This is a genomic window from Acidovorax sp. FG60, from assembly GCF_057808995.1.
The window spans coordinates 1-15,543 of record NZ_JBMDJC010000024.1 but is presented as its reverse complement, the minus strand read 5'-3'; the positions used below and the strand labels follow the sequence as shown (position 1 = coordinate 15,543).

At 64.8% G+C, this 15,543-nt stretch carries 13 protein-coding genes; 9 read left to right on the top strand and 4 right to left on the bottom strand.

Translation table 11 applies throughout. From position 1 onward, the window contains the following. Nucleotides 1-115: 115 nt before the first annotated feature. The 4 genes from ACODS0_RS24210 (at nucleotide 116) to ACODS0_RS24195 (ending at nucleotide 4,661) form a co-directional block, all read left to right on the top strand. Complete coding sequence (locus ACODS0_RS24210; RefSeq protein WP_431152340.1) at nucleotides 116-1,450, top strand: TrkH family potassium uptake protein; 1,335 nt, start codon at nucleotides 116-118, stop codon at nucleotides 1,448-1,450. Then, nucleotides 1,443-2,114, top strand: coding sequence for a potassium channel family protein (locus ACODS0_RS24205; RefSeq protein WP_233573357.1), 672 nt, complete (start codon nucleotides 1,443-1,445; stop codon nucleotides 2,112-2,114). The genes ACODS0_RS24210 and ACODS0_RS24205 overlap by 8 nt, the downstream gene beginning before the upstream one ends. Nucleotides 2,115-2,341: 227 nt before the next feature. Further along, a complete protein-coding gene (locus tag ACODS0_RS24200; RefSeq protein ID WP_488837739.1) occupies nucleotides 2,342-3,064 on the top strand; it encodes a methyl-accepting chemotaxis protein in 723 nt (240 codons plus the stop codon). Between the two features lie 157 nt (nucleotides 3,065-3,221). Continuing rightward, complete coding sequence (locus ACODS0_RS24195; protein ID WP_488837671.1) at nucleotides 3,222-4,661, top strand: cellulase family glycosylhydrolase; 1,440 nt, start codon at nucleotides 3,222-3,224, stop codon at nucleotides 4,659-4,661. Nucleotides 4,662-4,729: 68 nt separating this feature from the next. Here ACODS0_RS24195 and ACODS0_RS24190 read toward each other — a convergent pair whose 3' ends face one another. Continuing rightward, nucleotides 4,730-5,218, bottom strand: a complete 489-nt coding sequence (locus ACODS0_RS24190; protein WP_010459986.1) for an acyl-CoA thioesterase — start codon at nucleotides 5,216-5,218, stop codon at nucleotides 4,730-4,732. 124 nt (nucleotides 5,219-5,342) lie between these two features. Between ACODS0_RS24190 and ACODS0_RS24185 the strand changes: the two genes are divergently transcribed. Further along, on the top strand, nucleotides 5,343-6,476 hold the full coding sequence (locus ACODS0_RS24185; protein ID WP_487256699.1) for a sterol desaturase family protein: 1,134 nt from the start codon (nucleotides 5,343-5,345) through the stop codon (nucleotides 6,474-6,476). Nucleotides 6,477-6,507: 31 nt separating this feature from the next. On the opposite strand, the gene ACODS0_RS24180 is transcribed toward ACODS0_RS24185, so the two are convergent. Further along, entirely contained in the window at nucleotides 6,508-6,993 is a 486-nt protein-coding gene (locus ACODS0_RS24180; protein ID WP_055400285.1) for a DUF4124 domain-containing protein, read from the bottom strand. Nucleotides 6,994-7,264: 271 nt separating this feature from the next. On the opposite strand from ACODS0_RS24180, the gene ACODS0_RS24175 reads away from it, so the two are divergent. Together ACODS0_RS24175 and ACODS0_RS24170 are read left to right on the top strand one after the other, a co-directional pair. After that, nucleotides 7,265-8,440: an ABC transporter substrate-binding protein gene (locus tag ACODS0_RS24175; RefSeq protein WP_487256700.1), complete on the top strand. Its 1,176-nt coding sequence runs from the start codon at nucleotides 7,265-7,267 to the stop codon at nucleotides 8,438-8,440. Between the two features lie 67 nt (nucleotides 8,441-8,507). Beyond that, complete coding sequence (locus tag ACODS0_RS24170; RefSeq protein WP_488837668.1) at nucleotides 8,508-9,761, top strand: BaiN/RdsA family NAD(P)/FAD-dependent oxidoreductase; 1,254 nt, start codon at nucleotides 8,508-8,510, stop codon at nucleotides 9,759-9,761. A 28-nt stretch (nucleotides 9,762-9,789) separates the two neighbouring features. On the opposite strand, the gene ACODS0_RS24165 is transcribed toward ACODS0_RS24170, so the two are convergent. Then, nucleotides 9,790-13,026 carry an EAL domain-containing protein gene (locus tag ACODS0_RS24165; protein WP_488837666.1) on the bottom strand — a complete coding sequence of 1,079 codons (3,237 nt, stop codon included), beginning with the start codon at nucleotides 13,024-13,026 and terminating at the stop codon, nucleotides 9,790-9,792. Between the two features lie 414 nt (nucleotides 13,027-13,440). On the opposite strand from ACODS0_RS24165, the gene rpsU reads away from it, so the two are divergent. Both rpsU and ACODS0_RS24155 read left to right on the top strand, forming a co-directional pair. Then, on the top strand, nucleotides 13,441-13,653 hold the full coding sequence (gene rpsU, locus ACODS0_RS24160) for a 30S ribosomal protein S21 (protein ID WP_005799779.1): 213 nt from the start codon (nucleotides 13,441-13,443) through the stop codon (nucleotides 13,651-13,653). 213 nt (nucleotides 13,654-13,866) lie between these two features. Beyond that, entirely contained in the window at nucleotides 13,867-14,313 is a 447-nt protein-coding gene (locus tag ACODS0_RS24155) for a GatB/YqeY domain-containing protein (RefSeq protein ID WP_055400197.1), read from the top strand. An 82-nt stretch (nucleotides 14,314-14,395) separates the two neighbouring features. Here the strand turns inward: ACODS0_RS24155 and ACODS0_RS24150 are convergent, their stop codons facing one another. After that, nucleotides 14,396-15,334 carry a LysR substrate-binding domain-containing protein gene (locus ACODS0_RS24150; protein ID WP_488837663.1) on the bottom strand — a complete coding sequence of 313 codons (939 nt, stop codon included), beginning with the start codon at nucleotides 15,332-15,334 and terminating at the stop codon, nucleotides 14,396-14,398. Nucleotides 15,335-15,543: the final 209 nt, after the last annotated feature.

Sequence of the window (15,543 nt, the reverse complement as noted above, 5' to 3'; positions counted from 1 at the left end):
GCGAGAGATCTATCCAAAGCTGATAGCATCGCCGCGCGCAGACTCTGGAGAGAGTCTTCGCCAAGCCCCGACCCTTCACGGGCCGCGCATTGTTGCCACCCGCCCAGGAATTCGTTTGAACCAACGTGTCGTGCACCCCGCAGCGGTTCTGGTGCTGTCTTTTCTGACCGTCATCGCTGCCGGCACGGTCTTGCTCATGCTGCCGCTCTCGCACGCCCAGGGGCAGAGCGCGCCATTTCTCACGGCATTGTTCACCGCCACCTCCGCCGTGTGCGTGACAGGACTGGTGGTGGTGGACACCGGCACCTATTGGAGCGGCACGGGCCAGGCCCTCATCATGGGCCTGTTTCAGCTGGGCGGCTTCGGCATGATGACGTCGGCCACGCTGATGGGGCTGCTCATCAGCGGGCAAATGCGCATACGCACCCGGCTGCTGCTGCAGGCAGAGACCCATTCGCTGGCGCTGGGGGACGTAAAGAGCGTTGCCAAGATCGTGCTCCAAGTGACGGTTGCCGTCGAGCTGCTGATGGCGCTGGCCCTGGGCCTGCGGTTCGCACTGGGCTATGGCATGCCCTGGGGAGAGGCTGCCTGGCAAGGCATGTTCCACTCCATATCGGCCTTCAACAATGCGGGATTTTCGACCTGGGCAGACAGCGTGGTGCGGTTCTCGTCCGATGTGCTGGTGCTGGCTCCGCTGATGCTGGCGATCATCATCGGGGGCCTGGGGTTTCCGGTGCTGCACGAGCTGCTGGCCGAACGCGGACGCAAACGCCCACTGTGGTCCATGCACACCGCCCTCACGGTGTGGGGCTCGCTGGCGTTGATCGCACTGGGCACGGTGGTGATCTTTCTGGCCGAGTTCGACAATCCGGGAACGCTGGGGCCCATGGGCTGGGCGCACAAGGGGCTGGTGGCACTGTTCACCTCGGTATCGGCACGCACGGCAGGGTTCAATGCAGTCGATATCGGAGCGCTGAGCACCGAATCACTGGCGCTGCACTACATCCTCATGTTCATCGGCGGGGGCAGCGCGGGCACCGCCGGGGGCGTCAAGGTGACCACGTTTTTTGTGTTGGTACTGGTGGTGTGGAACGAAATCCGTGGGCACCGCGACGTCGAGTTTCGCGGCCGTCGCATCGCCGATTCGGTGCAACGCCAGGCCATCACCATCTTGGTGCTCAGCGCGGCCGTGGTGGGACTGGCCATTTTGCTCATCTTGCCACTCACGCCGCTACCGCTGGAAAAAGTGCTGTTCGAAGTGATTTCAGCGTTCGGCACCGTGGGGCTGTCTACGGGCATCACCGCCGACCTGGTGCCGGGGGCGCAGGCCATCATCATTGCGCTCATGTTCATTGGGCGCGTGGGCGTGGTCACCCTGGCCGTGGCCCTGGCCACCAACCAGATGCGCCGCAACTACCGTTACCCCGAGGAGAAACCCATTGTTGGATAAAGCCGTAAAGAACCTGTCGGGCAGCGTGGTGGTGATTGGCCTGGGCCGCTTTGGCACCGGGGTTGCAAAATCACTGGTGGAGCTGGGCCACGACGTGCTGGCCATCGAGAGCGATGCCGAGACGGTGCAGTCGCTGGCGAGCGTGCTACCCCATGTGGTGCAGGCCGACGCCACCGACCTGGAAACCCTGCGCCAGCTGGCCGTGCCCGACTTTGCGCACGCGGTGGTGAGCATCGGCGGCAACCTGGAGGCGAGCGTGCTTACCATCCTGAACCTGAGCCAGCTGGGACTCAAGGACATCTGGGCCAAGGCCATTGACCCCCAGCACGGCCGCATTGCCGAGCGGGTGGGTGCGCACCATGTCGTCTACCCTGAGGCGGACATGGGCGAGCGCGTGGCGCACTTGGTCACCGGCAAGATGATCGACTTCATCGAGTTTGACGACGGCTTTGCCATTGCCAAAACCCGGGCGCCGATGGAGACACACAACAAGCCATTGTCGCAATCCGACGTGCGCAAACGCCATGGCATTACGGTGGTGGGCATCAAACGTCGCCACCTCGACTTCATCTACGCCAAGGCAGATACCGAAATCAAACCGGGCGACCACCTCATCGTGGCAGGCCCCACGCGCATGGTGGAGCGCTTCGCAGCGTTGTACTGAGCGCCCAGCGCCGCGCCGCACGCGCCCTTCCCTGCCGCCAACGTGCCAGAGCACCTTGCGCGGCTGGTAGCGGGCGCGGGCCAAACCTCGTCAGTGCGTCTGCATCCATCGCATCGAAAGCGGCTGCGACCGTGACACTGGCCCGGGTATTGCTTGACCAGATGTATCTGAATGCAATCAGCACAAGGAACACCATGGCAGCCTTCCCCATCTCCACCCGCAACGGCATGGCCACTTCCTCAATGCCAGCTTCGACGTCCTTTTCGCCCCCCTCTTCGACGCTGTCTTTGGCGCCCAAGGCCGGGTCTTCAACCGACCGTGACGGCGAGATGTCGCTGGTCAACCTGGCGGCACGCCAGCGCATGCTGTCGCAGCGCATGGTGTTGCAGACGGTGCTGGCCGCACGCGGCAGCGATCTGCACATGAAGGCGGCGCGCAGCTCATTGACGCTGTTCACCGACAGCCAAGCCAAGCTGGTAGACACTGCCGGTCACTTGGATGCCGCCAACGGCGACATCATCCGCAAGACCTACCACGGCCCCAACGGCGTTGGCGCCACGATTGATGCGTTTGCTCAGCAGGTGGGCACCACGCTGGACCTGGCAGAGCGCCACAGCCCGCGTGTGGAAGACGCGCTGGCGCGGCTGGTGGAGTCCACCGACAGCGCACTGGAGGCCTTGAATACCGCCACCACCGCGTTCGATCAAGTGGGCAAGGCCAAGTCCGAAACCCTCATGAAAGAACTGGCGGGCATCGTGGCGTCCATCCAGACCGTGGCCCGCGAGGCCAAGGTGGTCAGCTTCAATGCCCAGGTCATGGCCGCCCGCGCAGGCCAGCACGGACGGGAATTTGCGGTGGTGGCCAACGTACTGTCGGGTATCACCAACGAAATAGACGGCCTTTCGCTACAGGCAGTATCGCTGGCTGGACGCAGCCGTGGCGCAGCCTGAAAAGGGCGCAACAGGCACTTACAATTGACAGCCATTGGAAACGGTGGCCGATGGGCAGAGCGCCCACACTCAGCCCACCACCGGGCCGTAGCCCGGCTGTAGCGGGCCTGTACTCTTTCACGCCAGACACACAACACTTTCGGGAGATGCGTAAGCCATGAAGATCACCACCCTGTGCAAGAGCTTGGCGTTGGCCGGTTGCCTGCTGGCAAGTACCAGCATGGCCTGGAGCTACGAAATCAACGCAGGCAAGGTGCTGGACGGTGCGGGCAAGGCCATCCAGCTGCGCGGCGTCAACTGGTTTGGCTTTGAGACCAACAACCATGTGGTGCATGGCCTGTGGGCGCGCAACTGGACTGAAATGATCACGCAAATGCAGGCCCAGGGCTTCAACGCCGTGCGCCTGCCGTTCTGCCCCGCCACCCTGCACGGCTCGGCGCCGCCCAGCAGCATCGATTACGGCCGCAATGCCGACCTGCAGGGCCTCTCGGCCATCCAGGTGATGGACAAGGTGGTCACGGAACTGAGCAACCGTGGCATGTATGTGCTGCTGGACCATCACACCCCCGATTGCCAGACCATCAGTGAACTCTGGTACACCCAGAGCTACAGCGAACAGCAATGGATCAGTGATCTGGCCTTTGTCGCCCAGCGCTACGCAGGCGTACCCGGCGTCATCGGCATCGATATCAAGAACGAACCCCACGGCGCCGCCACCTGGGGCACGGGCAACAACGCCACCGACTGGAACCGCGCCGCCGAGCGCGCAGCCGCTGCCATATTGCCGCTGGCTCCCCATTGGCTGATTGCCGTGGAAGGCATCGGCGAGAACCCCAGCTGCTCGGGCAGCAACGCGCACTTCTGGGGTGGCAACCTAGAACCTCTGGCCTGCACGCCCCTGAACATCCCCGCCAATCGCCTGCTGCTGGCGCCGCACACCTACGGGCCGGATGTCTACGTGCAGCCTTACTTCAATGCTTCGAACTTCCCGAGCAACATGCCGGCCATCTGGGACCAGCATTTTGGCCAGTTCGTGCAGGCCGGTTATGCCGTCATGCTGGGCGAGTTCGGTGGCAAATTTGGCCGGGGCGATGCGCGGGATGTGCAGTGGCAGAACGCGCTGGTGGACTACATGGTCGGCAAGGGCATGCGCAGCGGCTTCTACTGGTCGTGGAACCCCAACAGTGGCGACACCGGCGGCATTCTGGACGATGACTGGACCACCGTGCGCACCGACAAGGTCCAGTTGCTGCAGCGCCTCTGGGGCGATGGTTCGACGCCAACAACACCTACGACGCCAACCACCCCCACAACGCCGACAACGCCAACCCCACCGACGCCTACCGGTGGCTTCTCGGTGCAGGAGATGATGGACAGTGTCTGGAACGCAGGCTATTGCCAGCGGGTCCGCGTCACCAACCAGGGCACCGCCGCTGGCAACTGGGCGATCACCATCCCCGTGAGCGGCACCATCAACAATCTTTGGAATGCCACATGGACGCAGGCTGGCAGCAACCTGAACGCGTCCGGCGTGGACTGGAACAAGACCCTCGCCCCCGGGGCAGCGGCCGAATTTGGTTTCTGCGCCGCGCGCTAAGCAACTTTTTCCCCAATTGAACAAGGGCTCCTGCCATGCAGGGCCCTTTTTTGTTCCGGGTTCCCGGCCTACCCGCCAGCAGTCTCGCGCACCTGCCTGAAACGCTCCGCCAGCTCCTTGCGCAAGGATTTGCGCAGCAGTGCCGCATCCCAGCGGCGGCGTTCGTCGGGCGTGGAAGGCGACAGCGGCGGCACCTGCACCGGCTTGCGCGCCTCGTCCACTGCCACCATCGTGAAGAAGCAGCTGTTCACATGCCGCACCACCTGCGAGCGGATGTCTTCGGCCACCACCTTGATACCAACCTCCATCGACGAGGAACCGGTGTAGTTCACGCTAGCCAGGAAGGTCACCAGCTCTCCCACATGGATGGGCTGCAGAAACATCACCTGGTCCACACTCAACGTCACCACATAGCAGGCCGAATAGCGGCTTGCGCACGAATAGGCCACCTGGTCCAGCAGCTTGAGAATGGCCCCGCCGTGCACATTGCCCGAAAAATTGGCCATGTCGGGGGACATCAGCACCGTCATGCTGAGTTGGTGTGAAGGGATGTTCATGCCGCGATTTTAGGGCTCCCCCGTGTCGCAGGCGCAACGCTGCAGGCCGCTACACTCGCGCCACACAAGCCAGATCACGGCCCATCAAAAAAGCCAAGCAGGCCGGGAGGCCAGAGGGGAAACCATGCTCGAAATCGACAAGCTCAATGAATTCACCGAAAGCCATGGCGCGCTGCGCACCGGGCGCGGGCTGGTGTCGGGCGTGATTGCACTCACGCTGGCCATCCTGTGTTTTCTGGGCGTGCTGGCCTTCCACTTCCCCGAGTACCTGACGACACCACAGCTGCGCAAGAGCTACGACGTGACGGTGATTCGCACCATCATGCTGACCGCCATGGCCATCGCGGGGGGCATCTCCCTCGTCAACATCCTCTTCAACCGTTCGCGCTGGCTGGCCACGTTTGCCTTTGCCATGGTGGCGCTGGCGGCGTTACTGGGCGGCCACAAGGTGGAGGTGGACCCGAACTTCCCTGACAACACACCGTACATCGGCCTGGACTGGTTCATCCTCGACCTGCTGGGCAGCTCACTGATCTTCATATTCATCGAGAAACTCTTTGCACTGCGCAAGGACCAGCCCATCTTCCGCGCCGAGTGGCAAACCGACTTCCACCACTTCATCGTGAACCACATGGTGGTGGGCTTTGTGCTCCTGGCCACCAACCTCATCGTGCACAAATTTTTTGGCTGGGCGGCCAACGACGGTATGCGCGGCTGGGTACAGGGCCTGAACTTCTGGGTGGCGCTGTTCCTCATCGTGCTGGTGGCCGACCTGGTGCAGTACTGGACGCACCGTGCCTACCACGAGGTGCCGCTGCTGTGGCGCCTGCATGCGGTGCACCACAGCGTGAAAAGCATGGACTGGATGGCCGGCTCGCGCCAGCACATCCTGGAGCTGCTCATCACCCGCACACTGGTGCTGGCGCCCATCTACGTTCTGGGTTTCAGCAAGGAAGTGATCGACGCCTACATCGTCATCGTGGGCTTCCAGGCCGTTTTCAACCACGCCAACGTGAGCGTGCGCCTGGGCCCGCTGCGCTACGTGCTCGTCACGCCCAACTTCCACCACTGGCACCACAGCCAGGACCAGGAGGCGCTGGACAAGAACTACGCGGCGCACTTTGCGTTTCTGGACTACCTGTTTGGCACCGCCGTCAAAAGCACCAAGCTCTGGCCAGAACACTACGGCGTGCTGGGCGACTACGTGCCCAACGGGTTTGTGAAGCAGTTCAAGTTTCCGTTCACATGGAAGGGCTGAGAGGCTGATTCACCTCCCACACCGAGGAGGGCTACAGCTTGCCGAGTTCGGCTTCGAGCGCTTTGAGCTGGTTGCGCAGCTCCTCGGTTCGGGCCTCACACGCGGCTTTGTCCTTGCCCGCTGCAGCCGCGCGTTCCTGCGCGAACTGGGAGCCTTGTGCCAGGGTGCTGCGCCGCAGCGGGCCTGCATGCGCCACTGCGGCATCCGGTGCCGTTGCCGCGCATTCCTGCTGGTTGCGTTCGAGGGCCGCGCGCGCCTGCGGCACGCCCTGGTTCTGCAGATAGTGTTTGCGCTGCCAGGTGGGGCCGAAGGCGCCCTCCTTCGCGGTGGAGGGGCCGGGTGGAACAGGGGTGGCGCCCTGCATGGCTGGCTTCACCTCGATCTTCTCGCCCTGGCCCAGGCAAGGGCCATCCTGGAACGACACCTTGCCATCGGCATCCGTGCATTTGTTGACGGCCCAGGCCGGGGCCAGAAAGCCCAGCACCAGGGCGCAGGCGGCACAGCGTATCGGTTTCATGGAATAGTCCTCGGCGGGTGGATGCCACATGCTACCGCGCCGCGCACGACCGGTTCAGAGCCTCCTTGGTGGCATCGAGGCCTTGACCGACACCAACAAGGCGTGCCCCAGGGCTGGGGGCAGCCGCTCCAGTTTTAAAAAGGGATTGGGATAGACGCCTGTCCCTAACTTGACGCACCCCCGGTAAAAACCCGGTGGGTGCGCGGCTACCGCACTCCTACCATCGCCGCACCTTGAGGCCACGGTGGCCACGACCAGGAGGAGCTGTTTGATGAAGACCCACGTTGCCTTGCCCGTTAGCCAGCGGCTTTCCCAAGCGCGCCGCCGCAGCCTCATGCTGGCGCTGGCAGGCGGTGCGGCCTTGGCCAGCCTGTCTGCCAGGGCGCAACCCGCTCCGGGCAAGGGCGACATCCTCATTGGCCGGTCTACCGCGCTATCGGGTGGCATGGCCCCTTTTCTTGCGCCCATCCATGAAGGACAGGACGCTGCAGTGGAAGACGCCAATGCCAAGGGCGGCATTGGCGGACGCAAGATTCGCCTGGTGACGCTCGACGACGGGTTCGATCCGCGCCGCACGCTGGAGAACGCCAGGCAGTTGAGCGAAAAAGAGGGCGTGCTGGCCTTGTTGGGCGTGTCGGGCACCTCTCAAGTGATGGCGCTGCTGCCCTACTTGGTGCAAGCCAAGCTGCCACTGATCTCGGTGTACACGGGCAGCCCTGCCATCCGGGCGCAGCAGCATCCCTACCTCTTCACCACACGCGCCAGCTATGCCGACGAGCTGGTCAAGATCGTGCGCAACCTGGTGGCAGTGCAGACCTCCCGCATTGCCGTGGCCTACGAAAACAACGACTTTGGCAAGCTGCTGCTGCCGCTGGTCGAAAAAACCATTGCCGCCGAAGGCGCGACGCTGGCTGGCTCGCATGCCATCGCGCCAACCGGGGCAGACGCCAACGACGCCGCCAAGGCCCTGGCCGCCCAGAAACCACAAGCCGTGCTGCTGGTGGCGGCGGGGCCGCCTGTGGTGGCCTACGTGCGGGCCAACCGCGCGCACCTGGGAGTGCCGGTCTACACCTTGTCGCTGGGCGCAGGCTCCGCAGTGCTCAAGGCGCTGGGTGACGACGCGCGCGGTCTGGCCGTGGCACGCACCGGCCCCTCGCCCACCAAGCCCACCATTGCGCTCACGCGGGACTTCCAGGCCTCCATGAAGCGCCACGACAAGCCTGTGGACTACGACCGCTACACCGGCTACATGGATGCGCGCGTGCTGATTGAAGGCCTGCGCGCAGCAGGGCCTGGCGTCACCCGGGCCAGCCTGGTCCAGGCCATGGAAGGCCTGGGCAACCTTGACCTGGGCGGCTACAGCTACCAGTTCAGCCCACAGAACCACCACGGCTCGAACTACGTGGACATCGCGGTGGTGGGCTCTGGCGGGGTGTACCGGCAGTGATGGCGTGAGGGCCCGATGAACGCTGCGGCGACAATGGCGGCCCTGTCACCGCTGCCTGTTCATCACTGTGTCCCACACTTCCCCTGTTTTTGACGTCGTCATCATCGGCGCCGGTGCTGCCGGCCTGTTCTGCGCGGGCCAGGCGGGCCAGCGGGGCCTGAAGGTGCTGCTGATCGACCATGCCGAAAAGGTGGCCGAAAAGATCCGCATCTCGGGCGGCGGACGCTGCAACTTCACCAACCGCGACCTGGACCCCGCCGCGCCCCACAAACACTTTGTGGGGCAGAACCCGCAGTTCTGCCGCTCGGCGCTGTCGCGCTACACGCCCGCCGACTTCATTGCGCTGGTGCAAAAGCACGGCATTGCCTTCCACGAAAAACACAAGGGACAGCTGTTTGCCGACCGCTCGGCCGAGGACATCATCGCCATGCTGCTGGCCGAGTGCGCGGCGGGCCAGGTGACGCACTGGCAACCTTGTGCGGTCAAAAATATAAAGTTTTTGGCCCCTGGCGCTTATCCATCAAGCGCTACCAGCTATCAAATTGATACTGACCGTGGCCCGGTGCACGCGCGCTCGCTGGTCATTGCCACAGGCGGGTTGTCCATTCCCAAGATCGGCGCCACCGACTTTGGCTACCGGCTGGCGCAGCAGTTCAACATCCCGCTTGTCGAGCGCCGCCCGGGCCTGGTGCCGCTGACTTTTGATGGCACGGGTTGGGCGCCGTATGCGCAACTCGCGGGCTTGGCGCTTCCGGTGCAAATCAGCACCGGGGCCAAGAAAACCCGTATGGCCTTCGACGAAGACCTGCTGTTCACCCACCGGGGCCTTTCGGGCCCGGCCGTGCTGCAGATCTCCAGCTACTGGCAGGAAGGCACTCCGCTGGCCATCAACCTCGCGCCCACGGTGGATGTGCCCGCCGCGCTGGCGCAGGGCAAGGCCCGCTCGCGCAAGCTGATCGCCAACGAACTGGCCACCCTGGTCCCCAGCCGCCTGGCCGACGCCTGGGCGCAGCGCGAGGCCGACTGGCAGCGCCCCATCAACGAGGCCAGCGACAAGGCCCTGGCGCGGCTGGCCGAGCAGCTGGCGCGCTGGGAGCTGACGCCCACGGGCACCGAGGGCTACAAGAAGGCCGAGGTCACGCTGGGCGGCGTGGACACCAAGGCGCTGTCGCAGCAGACCATGGAGTGCAAGACGCAGCCCGGCCTGTACTTCATTGGCGAAGTGGTGGACGTGACGGGCTGGCTGGGGGGCTACAACTTCCAGTGGGCCTGGGCCAGCGCTGCGGCGTGCGCGCAGGCGTTGGCAGTGACACTCTCCTGAGGCCCTGCGGGCCTTCCCCCCGCTCTCGCTACGCTGCCGCAACCTCTCGCGTCAACAATCCGCGATGCTGTCGGGCCCAGGCCTCCAACTGGTCCGCAGGCAGCGGGCGGCTGAAGTGGTAGCCCTGCAGCTCTTCGCAGTCCAGCGCGCTCAGCACCTGGGCCGTGGCCAGGTCTTCCACCCCCTCGGCCACAATCTTGAGGCCCAGCGTGTGGCCCAGCGCGATGATGGCGCGCGTGATCGCCATGTCGGCGGGGTTGCTCAGCATGTCGTGCACGAAGGACTTATCCACCTTGAGCCGATCGATGTCAAAGCGCTTGAGGTAGGCCAGGCTGGAATACCCGGTGCCAAAGTCGTCGATGGACAGCTGCACGCCCAGCGATTTGAGCGCGGCCAGTTGCTGCTCGGCCGCGTGGGCGTTGTCCATGAGCTGGGACTCGGTGATCTCCAGCTCCAGCCGGTGGGCCGGCATGCCGGTGCGCACCAGCAGTGCCTCGATGTCGCTGACCAGCAGCGGGTCAGCCAGCTGCGCGGCCGAGAGGTTGACCGAGATGGAGACATGCGCCAGCGGATGGACCAGCGCGCGCGCGGATGGGCCCGACAGCGGCACCTGCCATCGCACCCATTGCTCGCAAGCCTGCTGCAGCACCCAGCCGCCGATCGCGCGGATCATGCCGGTCTCCTCGGCAATGGGGATGAATTCGCTGGGCGGGATGTGGCCCAGGGTGGCGTTGTTCCACCGCAGCAGGGCCTCCACGCCCAGCAGGCCGCCGCCCTTGGCGGACAGGCGCGGCTGGTAGTGCAGGCTCAGCTCCTGGCGCTCCAGCGCGCGGCGCAGTTGCTGCTCCATCGTCTGGCGGGCCAGCGCGCGCTGGTCGGTCTCGGCCGAATAGAACAGCGCCATGTCGCGGCCCGTGGTCTTGGCCTCGTACATGGCGGCGTCGGCACGGCGCATGAGCTCGTCGATGTCGCTGCCGTCCTCGGGGTAGACGGCGATGCCCACACTGCACGACACGTTCAGCTCGTGCCCTTCCACCGGGTGGCTCTGGCGGATGAGCGGAATCAGGCGCCGCTCCACCAGCTGCTGCACATCCTCGCGCCCGGCCACGTCGCGCATCACCACCACGAACTCGTCGCCGCCCAGGCGGCTGACCGTGTCGCGGCTGCGCACGGCCTGCGTGAGGCGCCCGGCCACCGAGCGCAGCAGGCCGTCGCCGATGTGGTGACCCAGCGTGTCGTTGATGGCCTTGAAGCGGTCCAGGTCGATGAACAGCACAGCCACCTTCTCGCCCGTGATCGGCGCCTGCGCCAGCGCCATCTGCAGACGCTGCACGCACAGCGAACGGTTGGGCAACTCGGTGAGCACGTCGTGGTGCGCCAGGAACTGAATGCGCTCTTCGCTGCGCTTGCGGTCGGTGATGTCGATGGCGATGCCGATGTGGTTGGCCAACGTACCACCCTTGGTCTCGCGCACGGCCGACACCATAAGCCAGGCCGGATAGGTCTCGCCCGAGCGGCGGCGAAACCGCACCTCGCCCTGCCACGACTCCTTGTCGAGCATGGTGCGGTGGATCTGCGCCGACAGCGGCTCGGCACCCGACTCTTCCAGCAGAAAGCCCAGGTCCTCGCCGATGACCTCGTAAAAGTCGTAGTGCGTGCTGCGGCAGAACGCCTTGTTCACGCTGATGATCTGCTGATCGGCGTTCATGATGATGATGCCCTCGGACGAGGCCTCGAACACCTTGGCCCACAGCTCCAGCCGCTGCTCCATCACTTTGAGCACATTGATGGGCGTGAACGCGGTGAGCACCGAATCGCGCCCCTGGAACTGCAGGCGCCGCGCCGACAGCACGGCCCAGGAAGGCTCGGCGGTGCCCTTCCAGCGCACCTCGAACTCATCGACCGAGCCCTGGTCCGCCAGGCGCTGGAAGAAGCGCGCCCGCACGCCGGGCTCCAGCCCCACGGCCCACGGGTCGGTCTTGCGGTCACCCAGCCAGTGGGCAGCCGGGGCGTTGGAGTGCAGCACCTCGTGCTCGGGCACCGAGGTGACCACCATGGGGATGGGGAAGGCCTCGACCAGCTCGCGCTGGGCCTCGGCCGCGCGCGCGCTGGCGGCCAGCTCCTGCTGTAGCACGCGGTCGCGGTCAAGCTGGGACAGCATTTCATTGAAAGCCGTGACGAGACGCCCGATCTCGTCACGGCTGACCCAGTGCGCGCGCAGTGTGTGGTCGCCGCTTTTGCGCACCTCGTCGGCCACCCGCGCCAGTTGCTGCAGCGGCTTGGCGATCTGCCGCGCCACCAGCGTCACGAGGGAGAGGATGCAGCCCAGCAGCACCAGCGCGGTGCCTAAATGCAGCCACATGCGAGCGAAGAGCCCATCCACACGGCGGTTGAGCAGCCGCTCCAGGTCCACGATACCCACCGTCCAGGCATCGCGCAGCGCGCCCAGCACCTGCATCTGCTGCGTGCCCACCTGCGCCATGGTCAGGCGCGACTCCCCCGCCGCCACACCCTGCAGCAACGCCTGGAAGCCCTCCAGGGATTGGTGGAGCGCCTCGCGCGGCCCCTGCAAGGCCGCCCGCATTTCGGGCGAACCTGCGATGAATGCCTGGTTGTAGTCCGCCTCAATGCCCTGCATCACAGCATCCAGCCGCCCCACCAGCGTGAGCAACTCAAAGGACCACTGCGGACCGCGCCCGGTCTGCGCCGCGTTCAAGAACACCACCGTGTCGTGCACCGCCTGCAGCAGCTCTGGAAACCGCAGCACCACCAACGACATGCCGTAGTAGCTGTCGAGATCGGGGTCCAGAATCAGGTTGGACTGGTTGCCTACCGTGGTCAGCAGCTCGCGGCCCTCGCGCAGCAGCTGGCTGCGCATCCCGGTCAGCACCTGCGCATCCGTTGCAGACGGCGGCCTGGCGGCCAGTTGCCCGAGCACCATGCTGAAGCGTTCGCCCACTTCCTGTGTGCGCAACTGCTCGTCATACGCCTTGCGCACACCCGTCAGCCGTGCAATCACATCGCCCGCCAGCGGCGGCTGCTGGGATGCATCCAGAAACTGCCCCATGAGCCCGTCGCGCAGCACCGCAGCATACGTGGTGCCCACGATCTCCTTGCGTGTGAAATCGATGGCCACGTACTTTTCGTGGATCAGGATGCTGGACACATAGATCACCGCCGACAGGTCCAGCAGGTAGATGAGCATGAGCTTGCGCCCCACACTGAGGCGGCCCAGCCAGCCCGAAACGCGGTGCATGAATGCCATGGTGTCTGTGGCGGCAGGCCCACCCGGGCGGATGACCTGGGCAACCCACCGACGGTGGTAAGTGATTGTTACAACGTGAAGCAATTTCCACGCCATTGCGCGGCCCGAGGATGGACGGAGGCAATGCCTCCGGTGAGAACGACCTCAGTCCTTGTTCGGGCGCGGCCCACAGCCGTGCCACATGGCCCATGCCCAGCCAGGCCACCAGTGGGGGCGTCCCGCAGCGCGGGACGGGACGCAGGGAGCTGCACAGGGGTACTTCCCATCCGCGCCACAAAGGCTATAATCTCCGGCTTTGCTGGCAATGCCCCGTCGGCCAAATACTAGTTACAGACGGGGAAACCGCTTTGTACGGACTTGAGGCCCGATCTCCCCAAGCCCCTCTGCAGGCACCATTTGGAAAACCATTAGCTAATGACTACGATCCGCGTAAAAGAAAACGAACCCTTTGACGTTGCACTGCGCCGCTTCAAGCGCACCATTGAAAAGCTCGGCCTGCTGACCGACCTGCGCGCCCGTGAGTTCTACGAAAAGCCCACCGCCGAGCGCAAGCGCAAGAAGGCAGCCGCCGTGAAGCGCCACTACAAGCGCGTTCGCAGCATGCAACTGCCCAAGAAGATGTACTGATCCATCTTCGGCCCCGAGCCTTTTGCTTGGGTCCCAAAACCCGCGCTAGGGACGCCAAGCGCGGGTTTTTGTTTTTCGGGTTTGCCAAAAGGCTTTCTGGCGTCGTTGCAACCCCTTGCCGTAGCGAGACTACTGTCTGCGGCGTTGACGCCTAGCCAGAAAGCCTTTTGGCAAACCCTTGTCCCTGTTTGAAACCCAAAAAAGGAAGCCGCCATGAGCCTCAAGGACCAGATCACCGAAGACATGAAAACCGCCATGCGCGCCAAGGACAGTGAGCGCCTGGGCACCATCCGCCTGCTTCAGGCTGCGATGAAGCAAAAGGAAGTGGACGAGCGCATCGTGCTGGACGACGCCGCCGTGGTCGCCATCGTGGACAAGCTCATCAAGCAGCGCAAGGATTCCATCACCGCTTTTGAAGGCGCTGGCCGTCAGGACCTGGCCGACAAGGAAAAGGCCGAGATGGCCGTGCTGCAGGCCTACCTGCCCGAGCGCATGTCGGCCGAAGAAACGCTGGCTGCCGTGAAGGCCATCGTGGCCGAAATCGGCGCATCAGGCCCTGGCGACATGGGCAAGGTGATGGGCGTGGTCAAGACCCGCCTGGCGGGCAAGGCCGACATGGGCCAGGTGTCGGCCGCCGTGAAGGCTGCGCTGGCGGGCTGACCGCCCCCTCACCACCACCCAGTCAGTATCTTTTTGATAGCTGCTACCGCTTGCCAGACGGGCGGTAGCAGCTATTTTTGCTTCAAACCGGGGTGCTTCCCCCCGCGTCGGCATCCCGCGCCATCCACCCGGCGCGGAAATGCTCCTGCAGAAACTCCACGCACACCCGCACCTTGGCCGACCGCTCCAGCCGCGTGGGGTACACGGCCCACACGTTGGCCTCCTGCTGCCACTGCGGCAGCACCTGCACCAGGCGCCCTGCCTGCAGGTGCGTACCCACATCCCACAACGAGCGCAGCACGATGCCGCGGCCATCGACGGCCCACTGCACGGCCATCTCGCCGTTGTTGGCCGACAGCGGGCCACGCACCTTGACCGACTCTTCCTGCGCGCCGCTGCGCAGGCGCCACACGCCAAACGGGTGGTCGCGCTCCTTGATCACCAGGCAATCGTGCGCGGCCAGGTCGGCCACCGTGCGCGGCGAGCCCTTGCGCTGCAGGTAGGCGGGCGCTGCGCACAACACGCGGTGGTTGTCGGCCAGGCGGCGGGCAATGAGGTGCGGGGCAATTTCATCGCCCACGCGCACGTCCAGGTCAAACCCTTCGCCCGCCACGTCCACCAGCCGGTCGAACACCTCCAGCCGCACCTGCAGCCCCGGGTGCTGCTCCACCAGCCGCGACAGCGCGGGCGCCACGATCTGGCGGCCGAAGCCAAAGCTGCTGCTCACCCGCAGCAGCCCGCGTGGCTCGCTGCGCGTGATGGCCACCTCCTGCATGAGTTGCTCCATGTCGTCCAGGATGCGCAGCGCCCAGTGGAAAACGCGCTCGCCCTCCTCCGTCACCGCCACCCGGCGGGTGGTGCGATGCAGCAGCTTGACCTGCAGGTCCTGCTCCAGCAGGCGGATGCGCTTGCTCACATAGGCGGGCGACGTGCCGAGCTCGGCAGCTGCCGCGCCAAAGCTGGACTTGCGCACCACCGCCGTAAAAACGCGCAAATCGTCGGCTGAGGGAGTTTTATGCACGATATGTGAAAAATGGAGCCACAGTTGGCAGATTGTAGTTTTTGATGGCGCTCGGAATAATGCAGTGCACACACCGACCGCACCCACCTGCGGCTTCCCTCTACCCTGCCCCCACCATACCCAGCACCATGAACGCACCCACCACCAAGACCTACCGCATCGCCGTCCTGCCCGGAGACGGCATCGGCAAAGAAGTCATGCCCGAAGGA

What these genes read in the sequence shown, in the direction of transcription:
- ACODS0_RS24200 (WP_488837739.1), top strand. Translation starts at nt 2,342, where the DNA reads ATGGCCACTTCCTCAATGCCAGCTTCGACGTCCTTTTCGCCCCCCTCT.
- ACODS0_RS24195 (WP_488837671.1), top strand. Translation starts at nt 3,222, where the DNA reads ATGAAGATCACCACCCTGTGCAAGAGCTTGGCGTTGGCCGGTTGCCTG.
- ACODS0_RS24190 (WP_010459986.1), bottom strand. Translation starts at nt 5,218, where the DNA reads ATGAACATCCCTTCACACCAACTCAGCATGACGGTGCTGATGTCCCCC.
- ACODS0_RS24185 (WP_487256699.1), top strand. Translation starts at nt 5,343, where the DNA reads ATGCTCGAAATCGACAAGCTCAATGAATTCACCGAAAGCCATGGCGCG.
- ACODS0_RS24180 (WP_055400285.1), bottom strand. Translation starts at nt 6,993, where the DNA reads ATGAAACCGATACGCTGTGCCGCCTGCGCCCTGGTGCTGGGCTTTCTG.
- ACODS0_RS24175 (WP_487256700.1), top strand. Translation starts at nt 7,265, where the DNA reads ATGAAGACCCACGTTGCCTTGCCCGTTAGCCAGCGGCTTTCCCAAGCG.
- ACODS0_RS24165 (WP_488837666.1), bottom strand. Translation starts at nt 13,026, where the DNA reads ATGGCATTCATGCACCGCGTTTCGGGCTGGCTGGGCCGCCTCAGTGTG.
- rpsU (WP_005799779.1), top strand. Translation starts at nt 13,441, where the DNA reads ATGACTACGATCCGCGTAAAAGAAAACGAACCCTTTGACGTTGCACTG.
- ACODS0_RS24155 (WP_055400197.1), top strand. Translation starts at nt 13,867, where the DNA reads ATGAGCCTCAAGGACCAGATCACCGAAGACATGAAAACCGCCATGCGC.